The organism is Sorangium sp. So ce1014 (assembly GCF_051521505.1).
Taxonomy (GTDB): Bacteria; Myxococcota_A; Polyangia; order Polyangiales; family Polyangiaceae; genus Sorangium.
Genome location: NZ_CP150356.1, coordinates 3907448 through 3922547, shown reverse-complemented (window position 1 = coordinate 3922547; position 15100 = coordinate 3907448). Strand labels below are relative to the sequence as shown.

Here is a 15100-nt window from a genome sequence, read left to right as displayed (position 1 = left end):
CGCCTCGCCCGCACAAGTTGAGCCGTCAGGAACCGCCACCGTGAACCCCCAGAGCAAGCACACCGGCAGATCCGGGTCCGCGGTGATTGTGCGGCGAATTTGCGGATCGGCGCGAGTCCACCCGGGCGCGCGCCGTCTGGGGGCTCGACGGTCGCCATGGCAAAAGGATTTGGTTGTTGATCCTTTTATTTTCGCCGTGATATAGTCCGTCGGGCTTGGCGGTTGACCGAATTAATTAATGAATTCGCGTAGTTAGGAAGCTGTACTACCTGGGCGATCGATCGCTCACATCGCACGGACTTCGGAAGGGATGGCGATGAACCAGGCTCGCGTGGGGCTTCTCGTTGCGGCTGCGTTGGTCGCGGTGCCGCTTACGGCGTCGGCTCAGCCAAAAGAGCAACCCAAGGAAATTAACCTCGACGAGCCAGAGACTCCTGCCGAGGGCACGGAGCCGGCGGAGGGGCCCGCGGTCCCGGCCGAAGGCGATGAGGAGGCGGGGCTTGGGGACATCTGTAAGATCGATCCGACCGCGTGTCCCACGATCGACTTGGACAAGGAAGCGGCGAAGGTGCTCAGGCCAGAGACCTACGCAGTGCAGCAGATCTACGCGCTGCGCTATCACCGCTTCGAGGTGAACCCGTACTTCGGGCTGACGATGAACGACCAGTTCGTCGGTCACAACGGTCCGGGGCTCGCGGTCAACTGGTACCTCACCAACGTCCTCGCGATCGGGGTCAACGGTAACTGGTACGCCGGCCTCAACACGCCGTCGGACTTCAACTTCCAGACGAGCAGGGCGGCGCGTATCGGTGAGCCGATCACCGAGTACCAGTGGAACGCGAACGCGAACTTCACGTACGTCCCCGCGTACGGCAAGTTCGCCGGGTTCAGCGACTTCATCTTCCACTACGACTTCTTCGTACTGGGCGGTGTCGGCGCGATCTCGACGCGGCCCATGGCCGTCGTCGATCCGGACAACCGCACCTTCGACTGGAAGCCGAAGCTCGCCTTCCACGTCGGCGGGGGCATCCGCATCTTCTTCAACCGCTGGTTCGCGGCCATGGCCGAGGTCAGCGACTACATCTTCTTCGACGAGCTCGAGAACCCCAGCGTCGATAAGGACAGACTCCAGGACAAGAGCACGTGGCTGGCCGATGAGAAGAGCTTCACCAACAACGTGCAGGCCCAGGTTGGGTTCTCGGTGTTCCTGCCGTTCTCCTGGGAATACCGGCTGCCGAAGTAAGGCCTTTGGACGTGGGGACGCGCAGACGCCGAGCGCGAGACATGGGATGATTCAGCCAAAGACGGGGACAGGCATGATGCGTCGATTCGTCCAAAGCCTTTGCACCGTGGTGGCAGGGCTTACCGGCTGTGCACTTCTGATGACGGCTGCGCCCGCGGAGGCGCAGGAGATTCAGCTGACGGGCCCTCTGGCCGGTGCACCCGCCGTGCGGAAGCTCCGGCTCCATCGTGAGGGACGGTTTGAGGTGGCTCCAGGCGCGTCGTTCACGCTGCTGGACGAGTACCGGCGAACGATCATGCCGGGGCTGCGCCTCACCTACCATCTCACCGACTGGATCGGCATTGGAGCCTGGGGCGGGTACGGGTTCCAGTACAACGCCGGGCTGACGGACGAGCTCCAGCGCGTCGCGATCGACAGCCGCGGCTGCGCCGACCGGCCGTTCACGAAGGCGTGCCAGCTGACCAGGGTCAACCTGACACGAGGCCAGCTCACGGAGGACCAGCTGGCCCAGATCCAGTGGGTCGCAGCGCCGCAGGTCACGGTCGTGCCCTTCCGCGGCAAGCTGGCGCTGTTCGCCGAGCTCTTCGTGGATACCGACGTGAACTTCTTCGCCGGGGTCGCGGCGATCGGGGTGAAGGAGCGCAAGCAGTGCACAACGGACTGCGTGAACACCTTCGGGCTCGAGAGCCGCATGGCCTTCGCGCCGACGTTCGGCCTCGGCCTGAACTTCTATCCGTCGGACTTCATCGGCTTCGGCGCGGAGTGGCGCGCCCTGCCGTTCGAGTGGAATACTTCGGGCTTCGACAACCACGGGGCCGGCACGGATGAGGCGTTCCCGGACAACAAGGTGGACGACAAGGACCGCGAATTCCACTTCACCAGCATGGTCACCGTGAGCCTGAGCGTTCAATTCCCCACCGCCATCAAGACGACGGAGTAGACGGCTTCGCCGGCTCGGGTGACCGAGCCGGCTCGTCCGGGGCAGCTCGGACGGGAAGCCTCCAGTGCCGGGAGCAGCAGGCTCGGCCCTCGGCAGTGGAGCCCGGCGGTGATCGCCGGGCAGCTCGGACCGCGGCGGCGGGACAGCCACCAGAGGTCAGCGTTGGGTATTTTCGATTTTCTCCGCAAAAGCAATCCGCCGGCCGGCGGCGCCCCCTCCGACAACAAGAAGGTGGCCGGTCCGGCCAAGGTCGTCGCGGACAAGCGCGCTCAGGCCTACGACCGCCTCGACGCCATCCAGACGCTCGCCGCGATGAAGAGCGCCGACGCAGCGGCGGCGCTCCTCCGGCGCTTCACGTTCTCGATCGACCCCTCGATCACGGATCAGGAAGAGAAGGATCTGGCGTTCCGGGGCATCGTCGACGCCGGCAAGGACGCGGTGCCGGCCGTGGTCGAGTTCTGCCTCAAGGCCGAGACCCTCACCTGGCCGCTCAAGATCCTGCGGGCGCTGCTCGATGACGCAAATTACCGCACCGAGCTCGTCCGGCTGCTCGATCGGTGCGACACGGAGTATGCGCGCAACGTCGAGCCGAAGCAGCAGATCATCGTCGCGCTGGGCGAGATCAAGGACGACAACGTGCGGGTCGCGGTGGAGCGGTTCCTCGACGACGTCAACGAGACGGTCCGGTTCCACGCCGTGCAGACCATCTTTTCCCAGGGCGACGAGGCGAGCGTGCCTGCGCTGGTGAAGATGCTCGCGGCCGAGGAGTCGGTCCGGGTGAAGAACAAGGTGGCCGAGGGGCTGCTGACCCACGGCTGGACAGTGCCGGCAGAGCTGCGGAGCAGCGCGAACCAGGCGCTCCAGGACTCCAACGGCTACAGCGTGGGACCGGACGGCAAGCTCCGGAAGGGCGCTGGATACAGCTGACCGGGCGTGCTTTTGCGACAAGGCTGTTCGTCCTGCGATCGGGTTGACAGCGTTGCCGCGCGTGGACGAAACTCCGCGCCATGCTTGTTCAGGCCTCGGCGGCAGCTGAGAGCACGGGCCGCGTAGACCGGCCCGCACCAGCGGAAAGCGAGCGCAGATTTCGTGACTGAGCACCGCTCGTCGATGGCGGAGCTCCCGTCACGACGTCGTGAGCCATGCCCCTGCTCCGCCGGAGCGCGCAGACGGAGAGCACAGCGCACCTCGCTGTCGCGCGCGCTGGTCGCTGCCGGCCTGCTGCCCTTCGCGCTCGCCCCGCGCGGGGCAGCTGCTGCCGACTTCGAGGTCGAGTCGAGCACCGGCGTTCAAGCCTACGAGGTGGCGAGCCCCTGGGGAGCCACGAACATCGAGCGACGGCGTCTCCTGCAGACGCTGGGGCTCGCCGTCTACAACCTCCAGGGCGACTCGGTCCCAGGCGAGGCCGACTACTCGGCGACCGTGCGGCTCCGGCTGGACGCGGACTTCGGGGTGAACGGCCACCTCGAAGGCGCGCAGCAGGGCGGCGAGACCGACTACAGCGTCGCCGGCGGCTCGCGCTACATCCCGGGGCTGCGCGAGGCGCCGCTCGATCTGATGTACGCGTACGTCGAGGGCCGGAACGTCGCCAGCGGGTGGCTCGGCTTCCGCGTCGGCCGCCAGTACGTGAGCGACGTGCTCGGTTGGTGGTCGTTCGACGGCGCGCTCCTTCGCGTGACGACGCCCTACTACGTCCAGATCGAGGCGTACGGCGGGCTCGAGCAGCGCGGCGGCCTGCCGCTCTCCACATCGCGCTTCGAGCAGCAGGGGATCTGGCGCGGCAACCATCGGGGCTTCGGCGACGACCGGACGCTGCCCGGGAGCGCGGCCGACTACCCGTCGTATCAGGAGGCCCAGATCGCCCCGGCGTTCGGCGTCGCGCTGGAGAGCGCGGGTCCGAGCTTCGTCCACGGCCGGCTGACCTACCGGCGCGTCTACAACATGGGGCCCTCGATCACCCAGCAGTTCCCGGATCGCGACGGGAACGTCCAGACGACCGACGGGTCGCGCATCTCGCAGGACCGGCTCGGGTACGCGGCCGACGTCAACGTGCCGGCGATCGGCGGGCTCAAGGGCGGGGTGACCTACGACCTCTACAACCAGCTCGTCGGCTCGTTCTTCGGCGGCCTGGAGGTGTACGCGGGGAGCCGCGTCACGCTGGGCGCGGACGTCGACTACTTCGTTCCCACGTTCGACGCCGACTCGATCTGGAACTGGTTCACCCACGATCCCATCACCACGATCACCGGACGGGCGGCGGTCGACATCACCCGCGAGGTCGATGTCGCCGCCTCGGGCGGCACGCGGATGTGGATCGCCGAGGGGAACCCGGAGGAGTTCGGCGCCGGCCAGTGCCGGGCAGCGCAGCTCGGGCCGGATTGCGTCGGGACGACGGCGCTCGATCCGTCGAGCGACAGCGACCTCGAGGACTACGCTCGTGATGAAGAGAACCGCGCCACGACGATCACGACCGACGTGCTCGCGAACCTCGCGGGCCGCTACCGCACGCGCACGACGTCGGTCGAGCTCCGCGGGATGCTGCAGACGGGGGAGCGCGGGCGCCGGACAGGGGCCGATCTGTCGGGGGAGAGGCGGCTGAGCGGGCAGCGCTACGCGCTCGGAGCGCGGGTGTCGCTGTACAACTGGGCGGATCCGCTCAGGCCGGACCGGGACGCGACATCGTTCGGGTACGTCCTTGGGGCCGGGTACCGGCCGGGTGAGTTCGCAGACTTCAAGCTCGAGTGGGAGCACGACATGAACCGGCTGGTGGGCCAGCGCTTCCGCGTCGTCGGCCTCGTGAACCTGCGGGTGGCGCCGTGAGCGAGGATCGCATGGACGCAAGACAGGACGGCCGGCGCGGCGCGCGGCGGGATGACCCGAGGCTCGTCCCGGGGTGGGTCGCCATCATCGCGTGCCTGGGCGCGCTGGCGCTGGCGATCGTGGGTCCCGAGGCCGCCGCCCAGCCGAAGCCGCCGGCGACGGCCGACGACGACAGCGCGGACGCGGCCGAGGACGCCGAGGAGGGCGACGCCGAGGAGGACGCCGAGGGAGAGAAGGGCGCCCATCCGCCGCCGGGCGGGTACAGGTCGGGCCTCCACCCGATGCCCGACGACGCGGAGGTGCCGCTGGCGTGGATGCCGCCCGGGACGAGCGCGACCCCGATCCCGAGCGACGAGATCTACCCCCCGCAGACGCTGACGATCCGCTTCAACCACAAGAAGCACGTCAAGGGGCTCAAGCAGACGTGCAAGTCGTGCCACGCGGGGGCCTACACGAGCGGCGCAGTGACCGACCGGCTGCTGCCGAGTCCGGCGCAGACCTGCGACAACTGCCACGACGTCGATCACTCCGACATCACCCAGGTGAAGGCGGGGACGAACGAGAACGGACAGTGCGTCTACTGCCACATCGGCGACGACGCGGGCAGCGGCGGAAAGGTGGCGCCGCTCGTGCTGCCGCACGCGAACCTCCGGTTCCCGCACCAGAAGCACGTGAGCCGGAACATCAAGTGCAGCCAGTGCCACGGCCGGGTCGACCGGCTCGAGCTCGCCACCCGCGAGCAGCTGCCGCGCATGGCAGGCTGTTTCTCGTGCCACAACATGAGCGGCGCAGCCCAGGGCGACGCGAAGAGCGACTGCGACGTCTGCCACCTGACGCGCCCCGACGGGCGGCTCATGACCGAGTTCGCCACGGGCGATCTGCTGCCGCCCCGGTGGCTGCACAACGCGGGACACACCCCCGACTGGCTCGAGCGGCACAAGCAGGTCGCCGCGAACGACAGCGCCTTCTGCGGGACATGCCACACCACGAACTACTGCACCGACTGCCATGACGGGAAGGTCCGTCCGCGCGACGTTCACCCGAACGACTTCCTCTCGATGCACGCGCAGGCGGCCCGGCAGGACAATCCGCGCTGTGTGAGCTGCCATCAGGAGCAGACGTTCTGTGCTGACTGCCACCGCCGGACGGGCGTGGCGCGCGACGCGCCGAGCGCCGCTCGGCCCTCAGGGCGCCGCTTCCATCCCCCGCCGGCGGAGTGGACAACCGCGCCGCGCAGCGCGAAGCACCACGCCTGGGAAGCTGAGCGAAACCTGAATGCGTGCGTTTCCTGCCACACCGAGCGGGACTGCGCGACCTGCCACGCGACCCGCGGGGTCTCGGGCGGGCAAGGGCTGAACCCGCATCCGCTCGGGTTCGAGAGCAAGTGCAAGACCGCGTTCTCCCGGAACCCGCGCCCGTGCCTTGTGTGCCATCAGTCGAGCGACAGCTTCCTCCAGCGTTGCCAATGAAAAGTCAAAATCGGTCAGTATATTCCTTGCCCTGGCCTTCCGGCGACGGGTATAGCGAGGTGCGCGCGGCTTCCCTAACGATCGCCGCGAACGCCAAGGAGAACGGGCGTGAAGGAGCTGATCAAGTACCTGATCGACAACCTCTATCTCGATTTCCAGGGGGAAATCACGCTGGAGACAGTGCGGGGCTTCCTCCGCGAAGACGACGGACGGGAGGCTCGCCAACTTTTGTCGAAGCTCATCGAGGAGAAAGGGGTCGACGACATGCTGATCACGCTGGCCGACTGTCTCAAGGAGCACATTCAGAGCGGGGTGAACGAGAAGATCGTCCGCGAGCAGCTCTCGCTCTACGCCGAAAGCTGAGCAGGCCGGCCCGCGCGGCGCGCATCGCTTCCCTCCCCTTCTTCCTCCACATGGCCCTCGCGACGGCCGGCTGCGACGTGGGGGAAGCCTCCTACCAGCCGATCGACGCCCCCCCTGTCCACCTGATCGAGGCGCGGGCCACAACCGGCCTCGACCAGAACTACCAGCCCGTCCGCACCCCGCTCGATCCGAGCGGCGCCACCGAGGTGCTGTCGACCGCGAGCTTCGTGCTCAAGTTCGATCGCTTCCTGCTGCCCGGCTCGGTGAGCGGCGCGGTGGGGCCTGGGTCCCTGTGCGTCTCGGGCGATCTGGCCACGGAGGTCCGGACGTTCGCGGACTGCGTGAACCCGATCGCGCTGGCGCCGACGTACAACCCCGTCCAGCGCGAGGTCATCTTCCGTCAGGTCGAAGGCATGTCGGGCCTCTTCCCGGGGACCCGGTATGCGCTCACGGTCCTCGGGCCTGTGGACGAGGCGGCCCCGGCAGGCATCCGCGCGTTCGACGGCGCGCCCCTGGACGCCAACGTGCGCATCGAGTTCACCGTCGCGGCGACCAACCCGCCTCAGGCGATGCCGGAGCGCCAGCCGAGCGGCGACTTCTACTGCCAGCGAGACCTCGAGTGCATCGGGAGGACGGCAGATTGCCAGGACAATCCGGACACGCCGGCGAACGACCCGGCGGATCCGGAGTGCCACGCCTGCGTGAAGGGCGCAGCGAGCCTCCTCTACTCCTGCGTGCAATGCCACAGCGACGGGAACGCCGCCGCTGGGCTGAACCTGAGCGTGGCGAAGCTGGAGACGTCGGAACTGATGCCGGGGAAGGCGATTCTGAAGTACACGAAGCCCGACCCGCTCTACCAGACCGCGATCGGGCACGCCGCGCACCAGACCCAGATGGGCGAGCGCGCGCACGTGGGGGAGGAGACCCCGCAGCGCTTCGGCAGGGCCATGCCGCTCATCGACCCGGGAAACCCGGGGAACAGCTACCTCCTCTACAAGATGATCGTCGGGCAGAGCGCGCTCGACCCCTCCTTGCCCGCCGAGCAGGCCGAAAAACTCCGGGAGGAGACGGAGCGGCTGCGCGCCGCGTTCGTGATGGGGATGCCCATGCCGCCCCCGCAGTCAGACCCCTGGTTCTGGTTCCACCCCCAGATGGCGAACGACCCGAACGTCACGGTGTACGTGGACGGGATGGATATCCTGTCCGCGTGGATCCTCGACGGCGCCGAGCCGCGCGATTGCTCCGTCCCGCCCCCGCCCTGACCGCGCCCGCGCGCCGTCACATCACCCGATTCCGTCCGCCCTTCTTCGCATGGTAGAGCCGCTCGTCGGCGCGGCGGTAGAGCTCCATGGGCGAGACGGGCGCGTCCGGCGTGATGCCGGCGACCCCGAAGCTCGCGGTGACGGCGATCTCGCCGTCCTCGAAGCGGAACGGCGTGCGCTCCACGAGCGCGCGCAGCTTCTCGGCGACGACGCGCGCGCCGTCGACGGCGAGCTCCGGGACGAGCAGCGCGAACTCCTCGCCGCCGACGCGCGCGAGGACGTCGTCGCGGCGGACGTTCGCGGCGGCGAGCGCGGCCATCTGACGGAGCACGGCGTCGCCCGTGAGGTGCCCCCGGGTGTCGTTGATGCTCTTGAAGTGATCGATGTCGAACATGATGAGCGCGAGGTGGCGATGGTAACGGCACGCGCGCGACACCTCCCGCTCGAGCGCGACCTCGAAGGAGCGCTTGTTGTGGACCTGCGTCAGCCCGTCGAAGGTCATCAGGCGGTAGATCTCTTCGTGGTACGAGAGCTCGACGTTCCCCCCCTGGATGAACTTGAAGATCGTCCGGCCGATCTTGACCTGATCGCCGTCCTTGAGGACGCGCTCGTCGATCGAGACGTCATTCACGTAGGTGCCGTTGGTCGAGCCGAGATCGCGGACGACGTAGCCCATCCCGTTCCAGGAGACGCGCGCGTGGCGGCGGCTGACCGCCTCGTCGTCGAGCGGGATATCGGTCTGTATGGCGCGCCCGCACTCGATCGCCCCGGTGCCGAGCGCGATGCGGCGCCCGAGCTCCGTGCCGTAGATCACGACCAGGCACGCGGTGCCAGGCTCCACCGGAAGCGCCGGCGGGGCGATGGACGTGCAGGTGACGAGCGTCTGCCGGTGATCGTTCTCTTGCTTCGCCACGCGGGAGGACCCAAGTACACCAGAGCCGGCGTTCCGGGGCAACGCACGTCGCGCGTCGGACATGGTAGGCTTCGACCATGAAACGCTGCGGTTTCGCGCAGATGTGTGTGGCCGCCACGGCGGCCGCCGCGCTCTCCGCTCCCTTGAGCGGGTGTGGTCAGAGCGCGCCCCCGATCGACGAGAGCGACGCCTCGCCGCCAGGGCCCCAGATCGTCTCGCGCTTCCCGGACGCCCCGCCCCTCCCGGGCGAGGCCGAGTGCAAGGTCGTCGTGCAGACGGGGATCCGCGTGACCTCCGCGCAGCACATGCCCGCGTGCACGCCCGTCCAGTACGAGACAAACCCGCCGAGCGGCGGAGATCACTGGGGCCTCTGGGCCAAGTACAAGCGCTACGAGGCCGAGGTGCCGCGGGAGCTCTACGTGCACAACCTCGAGCACGGCGCGATCGTCCTCGCCTACCGGTGCCCGTCGTCGGGCTGCGCGGAGGTGGAGGCGATGCTCGACGAGGTGCGGACCGAGGCCGCCTCGGATCCGAGATGCCTCACGCTGCCCGGAGGGCCCGAGGCGCGCCTCGTGATGACGCCCGACAGCGCGCTGGACACCCCCGTCGCCGCCGCGGCCTGGGGCGCCACGTACACCGCGACGTGCCTCGACAAGCCGTCGCTCGCGCGCTTCGTGGCAGACCACTACGGCAAGGGCCCGGAAGACACGTGCAGCGACGCGTCGGCCGTCGACGTCGATCTGCCGGACGGCGGCGCACCGAGCTGCGGTGACGTGCCGCCCAAGGAGGGCGCGGGCGACACGCCCGACGCAGCCGGCGGCGGCCCGCCGGAACCGTAACCCGGTTGACAGGTGGCCCGCAGCCCGGGAGCATTCCTGGAATGAGCGAGCCGTCGACCGTGACACCTCGGTTGGCAGAGCGCTTCCGGCTGCTGGATGTCGCGGGGTCGGGCGGGTCGGCCGAGGTCTGGAGGGCGGTCGATCAGGAGCGCGGCGGCATGGTGGCGCTCAAGATCGAGCGACGCGAGCGCGGCGCGTCCGGGGAGGAGCGCGCGGCCGCGCTGCGGGCGCTCGCCCGCGAGGCGTTGCACGCGGCGCTCGCGCTCTCGCCGCGGCTGCCGGAGCTCGTCGATGTCGGGTGGCTGTCGGCGCGCGCCGGCGTCGCGCGCGTCGAGGGCGCCCCCGGCGAGGAGCGGCGCGCGTTCGTGGCGATGCGCTGGATCGAGGGGCGCGCCGTCGCCGAGGCCGTACGCGAGCTGCCTCCGGGCGAGCGCGCGGCGCTGGCGCTCGCCGTCGCGCGCGACGCGGGCGAGGCGCTCGGCGACCTGCACGGCATCGGCCTGGCCCACGGGGATCTCAAGCCGGAGAACCTGATCCTGACGCCGGAGGGGCGGATCGGGGTGATCGACCTGGGGCTCGCCTGCTCGATCCACGAGACCGCCGTGGAAGGGGCGACGCTCAGGTACCTCGCGCGCCGCGACGCGGAGCTCGGAGACGCGCGGGCGAGGGACCTGCTCGCGCTGGGGACGCTGCTCGCCGAGATCGCGCTCCCCGGCGTGGGGGCCGCGGACGATCCCATCGGGGCGGCGCGCGCCGCGGTGGCCGCGGAGAGCGCGGCCGGGCCCACGCTCGACGCGATCTGCAGGGCCCTCCTGTCGCCCTGCCCCACCGCGCGGCCGTCCTCGGCGTGGGTCACCGAGTCGGCCCGCGCCGCGCTCGCCGGCGCGCGGCCGGCGCGCGATCCGCTCGCCGGGAGATCGGCGCGGCGCGCGGGCGACGATCCCGGGGCGCCGGGCGCGGAGCGCGATCGGCAGGACCGCGACGCGCGCCGCGTGCGCGCCGCCTACCTGCGCCTGCGGCGACACGAGCTCGAGACGGCGCCCGGGGTGCGCGACGACGTGGCCTCCTGGCTCGCGGACGCGTTCGCGGTGGTCCAGCGGGCGCGCGCGCTCTCCAGCGCGGAGCCCGGCGCGGGCGACGGCACGGCGCGCGCGGGCTCGCCGCAGGGCGAGGCGGCGTGGCTGGGGCGGCTCGGCCCGGACCGCGTCGCGCGGTGGCTCACCGCGCTCGTGGGGACGAGCGCCGCGGCGTGGCCGATGAGGACCCTCGCGGCGGCGCCGGAGCGCGCGCTGGCCGACGCGCTCGTCGCCCTGGCGCGGCAGATCCCGCCGCGGGCCTGGACGTTCGCGGACGTCGAGGCGGCCGTGCTGGGCGACGGCGCGCGACGGCGCGCGACCGCGGCGACGCGCGACCGCGGCGCCGCCGGCGAGGGCGCCGCCGCGGCGCAGGCCATGGGCGCGGCGGAGGCGGCGGAGCTGGCGCTCGCGATCGCGCGGGTGCCGCCGGATCCGCTCGCGATCGAGGCGATCGAGCAGCGCGACGACGCGCCCGCCAGCCTCGTCGTCGCCGCGGCGAACGCGCTCCGGCTGCACGGCGATCTCGGTCGCGCGCGGAGCCTGATGCTGCGCGCGTCCGTGCGGGACGCGACGGAGGCCGCGGCGCTCGCCGCGGAGGTCCTGCGGCGCGCCGGGGATCGCGTCCTCGCCGAGGAGCGCGCCCGCGCCGCCATCGACGCCGGCGCAGACCCGGACGGGCGCGCGGCCGCGGTGCTCGCGCGCATCGCGATCGACGCGGGGACGCTGGACGCGGCCGAGGCGCTCGCCGGGGCGGCGGTCACCGCGCCCCTCTGCGAGGTGCGCGCGCTGATCGCGGTGCTGCGCGGCGACGCCGCGCGGGCGCTGTCCGAGGTGGCGCGCGGCGAGGCGCTCGCGGGCTCCGTCGAGGAGCTCGCGCGGATGGCCGCGGTGCGCGGCTATGCGTGGCACGCGAGCGATCCGGAGCGCGCGCACGCGTCGTTCAGCGCCGCGGTCGACTACGCCGTCCGCGCCGGGGCCGTGGTCGAGGAGGCGACCTACCGGACCGGCGAGGCGGCGGCGGCGGTGGATCTCGGCGATCTCGACGGCGCGATCGCGACCTCGACCCGCGCGGCGCTGCTCTGGGAGCACCTCGGCCGGCCAGCCCAGGGGGCGCGCGCGCTGCTCGCGTGCGCGGCCGCCTACGCCACCGCGGGCCTCGCGCACGAGACCCGCCAGATGGCCGAGGACGCCATCGCCCGGGCCCGCGACGCGGGCGACACGAAGGCGGAGGCCTACGCGCTCTGGGCGATCGCGGACGTGGCCGCCACGCGCGGGGGCGGCGTCGCGAGCGCGGAGGTCGGCTCGCGGCTCGACGCGCGCGCGGCGGCGGAGCGCGCCGCGGCGCTCCTCGCCGGCGGCTCGGCGGACGACGCGCTCCGGGCGGCCGCGCGGCGCCTGCGCCACGGCGCGGGCGAGCTCGATGGCGCCCGCGTCGAGGAGCTCGACGAGCTCGCGAGCGGCCCGGATCTCGCCGCGGCTTCGCGGCTCGACTGGTGGGGGGCGCGCGCGGCGCGCGCCGCGGACGACGTCGGCGACGCGCCCGCCGAGGGCAGCGGACAGGGCGGCGCGGCGCGCTCGGCGACCCACGGCGGCCGCAGCGACCGCGTCCTCGCCGCGCTCGCCTCGCTCGCGGGCGCCCGCGCGCCGATCGCGTCGCGCGGCCCGGCGCTCGCCGCGGCGCACGCGCTCGCGGTCCAGACCGGGCAGACGGACGTCGCGCACCGGGTGCTCGCGGCGCTCGCCGAGGCCGCGCGCGAGCTCTGCAGGCGCAACGCGGACGCGGGCTCGGCGGGGGCCTCCTCCACCTCGCCGGGGCTCTCCGGCGCCGTCCGGTCGCTGCCGTGGGTCGCCCGCGCGCGGGCGCTGCCGGAGAGCGGCCTCGGCCCCGAGCAGGCGCGCGATCTGGAGGCGCTCGTCGGCGCGCTCGGCGAACGCGAGCGGCTCACGCCGCTGCTCGATCGGGTCGTCGACGCGCTCGTGCTGTGGACGGGGGTGGAGCGGGGGCTCCTGCTCATGCGCGCCCCGAACGGGCGCCTCGTCCCGCGGGCCGCGCGCAACCTGGCGCGCTCCCGCCTCGGCGCGGAGCAGCTCGCGCTGTCGCAGACGCTCGCGCGCCGCGCGCTGGAGGCGCGCGAGCCGGTGGTCGCCGTCGACGCCGCGGGGGAGCTGCCGAGCGTGCACCGCAGCGTGCACGCGCTGAAGCTCCGGAGCGTGCTGGCCGTGCCGCTCATCGCGCGCGGCGAGGCGCTCGGCGTCGTCTACCTCGACGATCGCGTTCGCCGCGGCGCGTTCGGGGCGCAGGAGCTCCGGTGGGCGCGCACCATCGCGTCGGTCGCGGCGCTGGCGATCGCCGACGCGCGCGCCCAGGTGCAGCTGCGCCGCGCCGTTCGCCGCGCGGAGCGCGCGTCGTCGCGGCTCGCCGAGGAGCTCGCGCGCCGCGAGGCCGAGCTCGACGCGGCGGCGATCGAGCTCGCCAGGGCGCGCGGGGGCCGGGACACGCGCTACCGGTACGACGCCATCATCGGCGAGAGCGAGCCCGTGCACGCGATGCTGCGCCTCGTCGACCGCGTGACCGCGTCCGAGGTGCCGGTGCTCGTCTGCGGCGAGTCCGGCAGCGGCAAGGAGCTCGTGGCGCGGGCGATCCACCACAACGGCCCGCGCGCGGCGCACCCGTTCGTGAGCGAGAACTGCGGCGCGATCCCCGAGGGGCTGCTCGAGTCGGCGCTCTTCGGGCACGTGCGCGGCGCGTTCACGGGCGCGGATCGGCCGCGCGCCGGGCTCTTCGAGGTGGCGGACCGGGGGACGCTGTTCCTCGACGAGATCGGCGAGATGAGCCTCGCCATGCAGACGAAGCTGCTGCGCGTCCTCGAGGACGGCCTCGTGCGGCCGCTCGGCTCGGAGCGGACGCGCAAGGTCGACGTGCGCGTCGTCGCCGCGACCCACCGCGATCTGGAGGCGCTGGTCCGCGCCCGCGCCTTCCGCGAGGATCTCTTCTACCGGCTGAACATCATCACGATCCGGGTGCCGCCGCTGCGCGAGCGCGCCACCGACGTGCCGCTCATCGTCCAGCACCTCGTCTCCAAGCACGGCCGCGGACCGGTCCGGGTCACGCGCGGGGCGATGGAGCGGATCTCGGCCTACGGGTGGCCCGGCAACGTGCGCCAGCTGGAGAACGAGATCCGGCGGGCGATCGTGCTCTGCGATGGGACCATCGATCGGGAGCACCTGTCGCCCGAGATCGCGCAGGGCGGCGGCGCGGCGCCGCGCGAGCTCGGCCTCAACGTCCGCGGGAGGATCGACGCGCTGGAGACGGAGCTCGTGCGCGACGCGCTGGAGCGCACGCGCGGGAACCAGACGCAGGCGGCCAAGCTGCTCGGGCTGTCGAGGTTCGGCCTGCAGAAGATGATCAAGCGGCTCGCGATCGAGGCGTGAGGCGAGCCCGAGCGCGTCACCGCTGCTTCACGAGAGCGCCGGCGTCGCGCAGGATCGCGGGGATCCCCTCGTCGTTCGCCTCGTAATAGCCGCGGATCACGCCCTCCTGGTCGACGAGCACCAGGCGCTCGCCATGGAAGATGCTGAAGAGGCCAGGGCTCGACTCCGTCTTTCCCATGGCGATCTTGAAGCCCTTGATGATCGTCGACTCTATCTGATCGAGAGGGCCTGTCAGGAACGTCCAGCGCTCGAGCGGGAGCTTCTGCGACGCCGCGTAGGCCGCGAGCACCTCCGGCGTGTCGTTCTCCGGATCGACGGTGAACGTCACGAGGTGCAGCGCGTCACCGAGATCGCGCCCTCGCTTGTCGATCTCCTTCATGCGCTGCGTGAGCTTGGGACAGACGGTCGGGCAGGTCGTGAAGATGAAGTCGGCGATCCACACCCGGCCCCGGAGCTGCTCCAGGCCGAACCGCTCGCCCCGCTGATCCGTCAGCTCGAAGGCCGGCAGGGGGATGCGGATCGCGGGCGGCTCCGCGGCCTGGCCGCGGATCGCGCGGCCGACGAGGAAGGGCACGACGAGCCCGACCAGCGCGACGAGCGCGATCCAGAAGAGCGGCCTGCCGGTGAGCGCCCCGCGCCGAGGTGCCGGCGCGGGGCCGCGGTCTTCCGGAAGCAGCTCGTCGGTCGGTTCCGCGGTCGGAGGAGCGCCGTTCGCCGGGCGCGTCGGCTCCATTGAAACCATC

11 protein-coding genes are annotated in these 15100 nt (G+C 71.7%); 9 read left to right on the top strand and 2 right to left on the bottom strand.

The genetic code is table 11. The features are described from left to right. The first annotated feature begins 547 nt into the window (after nt 1–547). From WME75_RS14985 to WME75_RS14955, 7 genes are all read left to right on the top strand, one after another. Nucleotides 548–1243 (top strand): outer membrane beta-barrel domain-containing protein, encoded by a 696-nt coding sequence (locus tag WME75_RS14985; protein WP_437491085.1) that lies wholly within the window; start codon nt 548–550, stop codon nt 1241–1243. A gap of 244 nt (nt 1244–1487) precedes the next feature. After that, nucleotides 1488–2183: a hypothetical protein gene (locus WME75_RS14980; protein ID WP_437491082.1), complete on the top strand. Its 696-nt coding sequence runs from the start codon at nt 1488–1490 to the stop codon at nt 2181–2183. Nucleotides 2184–2345: 162 nt separating this feature from the next. Further along, on the top strand, nt 2346–3110 hold the full coding sequence (locus tag WME75_RS14975; protein WP_437491079.1) for a HEAT repeat domain-containing protein: 765 nt from the start codon (nt 2346–2348) through the stop codon (nt 3108–3110). Nucleotides 3111–3272: 162 nt separating this feature from the next. Beyond that, a complete protein-coding gene (locus WME75_RS14970) occupies nt 3273–5003 on the top strand; it encodes a hypothetical protein (RefSeq protein WP_437491076.1) in 1731 nt (576 codons plus the stop codon). Between the two features lie 11 nt (nt 5004–5014). After that, complete coding sequence (locus tag WME75_RS14965; protein WP_437491073.1) at nt 5015–6472, top strand: cytochrome c3 family protein; 1458 nt, start codon at nt 5015–5017, stop codon at nt 6470–6472. Between the two features lie 108 nt (nt 6473–6580). Then, on the top strand, nt 6581–6835 hold the full coding sequence (locus tag WME75_RS14960; RefSeq protein WP_437491070.1) for a hypothetical protein: 255 nt from the start codon (nt 6581–6583) through the stop codon (nt 6833–6835). A 50-nt stretch (nt 6836–6885) separates the two neighbouring features. After that, a complete protein-coding gene (locus tag WME75_RS14955; RefSeq protein ID WP_437491067.1) occupies nt 6886–8097 on the top strand; it encodes a hypothetical protein in 1212 nt (403 codons plus the stop codon). A gap of 16 nt (nt 8098–8113) precedes the next feature. Here the strand turns inward: WME75_RS14955 and WME75_RS14950 are convergent, their stop codons facing one another. Further along, a complete protein-coding gene (locus tag WME75_RS14950; protein WP_437491064.1) occupies nt 8114–9010 on the bottom strand; it encodes a diguanylate cyclase in 897 nt (298 codons plus the stop codon). A gap of 77 nt (nt 9011–9087) precedes the next feature. Between WME75_RS14950 and WME75_RS14945 the strand changes: the two genes are divergently transcribed. Together WME75_RS14945 and WME75_RS14940 are read left to right on the top strand one after the other, a co-directional pair. Further along, a complete protein-coding gene (locus WME75_RS14945; RefSeq protein WP_437491061.1) occupies nt 9088–9849 on the top strand; it encodes a DUF3105 domain-containing protein in 762 nt (253 codons plus the stop codon). Between the two features lie 59 nt (nt 9850–9908). Next, entirely contained in the window at nt 9909–14357 is a 4449-nt protein-coding gene (locus tag WME75_RS14940; RefSeq protein WP_437491058.1) for a sigma 54-interacting transcriptional regulator, read from the top strand. A gap of 16 nt (nt 14358–14373) precedes the next feature. Here the strand turns inward: WME75_RS14940 and WME75_RS14935 are convergent, their stop codons facing one another. Continuing rightward, nucleotides 14374–15090, bottom strand: coding sequence for an SCO family protein (locus WME75_RS14935; RefSeq protein WP_437491055.1), 717 nt, complete (start codon nt 15088–15090; stop codon nt 14374–14376). Nucleotides 15091–15100 lie beyond the last annotated feature (10 nt).

Coding starts and splice junctions, on each gene's coding strand:
- WME75_RS14955 (WP_437491067.1), top strand. CDS start 6,886: ATGGCCCTCGCGACGGCCGGCTGCGACGTGGGGGAAGCCTCCTACCAG.
- WME75_RS14935 (WP_437491055.1), bottom strand. CDS start 15,090: ATGGAGCCGACGCGCCCGGCGAACGGCGCTCCTCCGACCGCGGAACCG.
- WME75_RS14945 (WP_437491061.1), top strand. CDS start 9,088: ATGAAACGCTGCGGTTTCGCGCAGATGTGTGTGGCCGCCACGGCGGCC.
- WME75_RS14965 (WP_437491073.1), top strand. CDS start 5,015: ATGGACGCAAGACAGGACGGCCGGCGCGGCGCGCGGCGGGATGACCCG.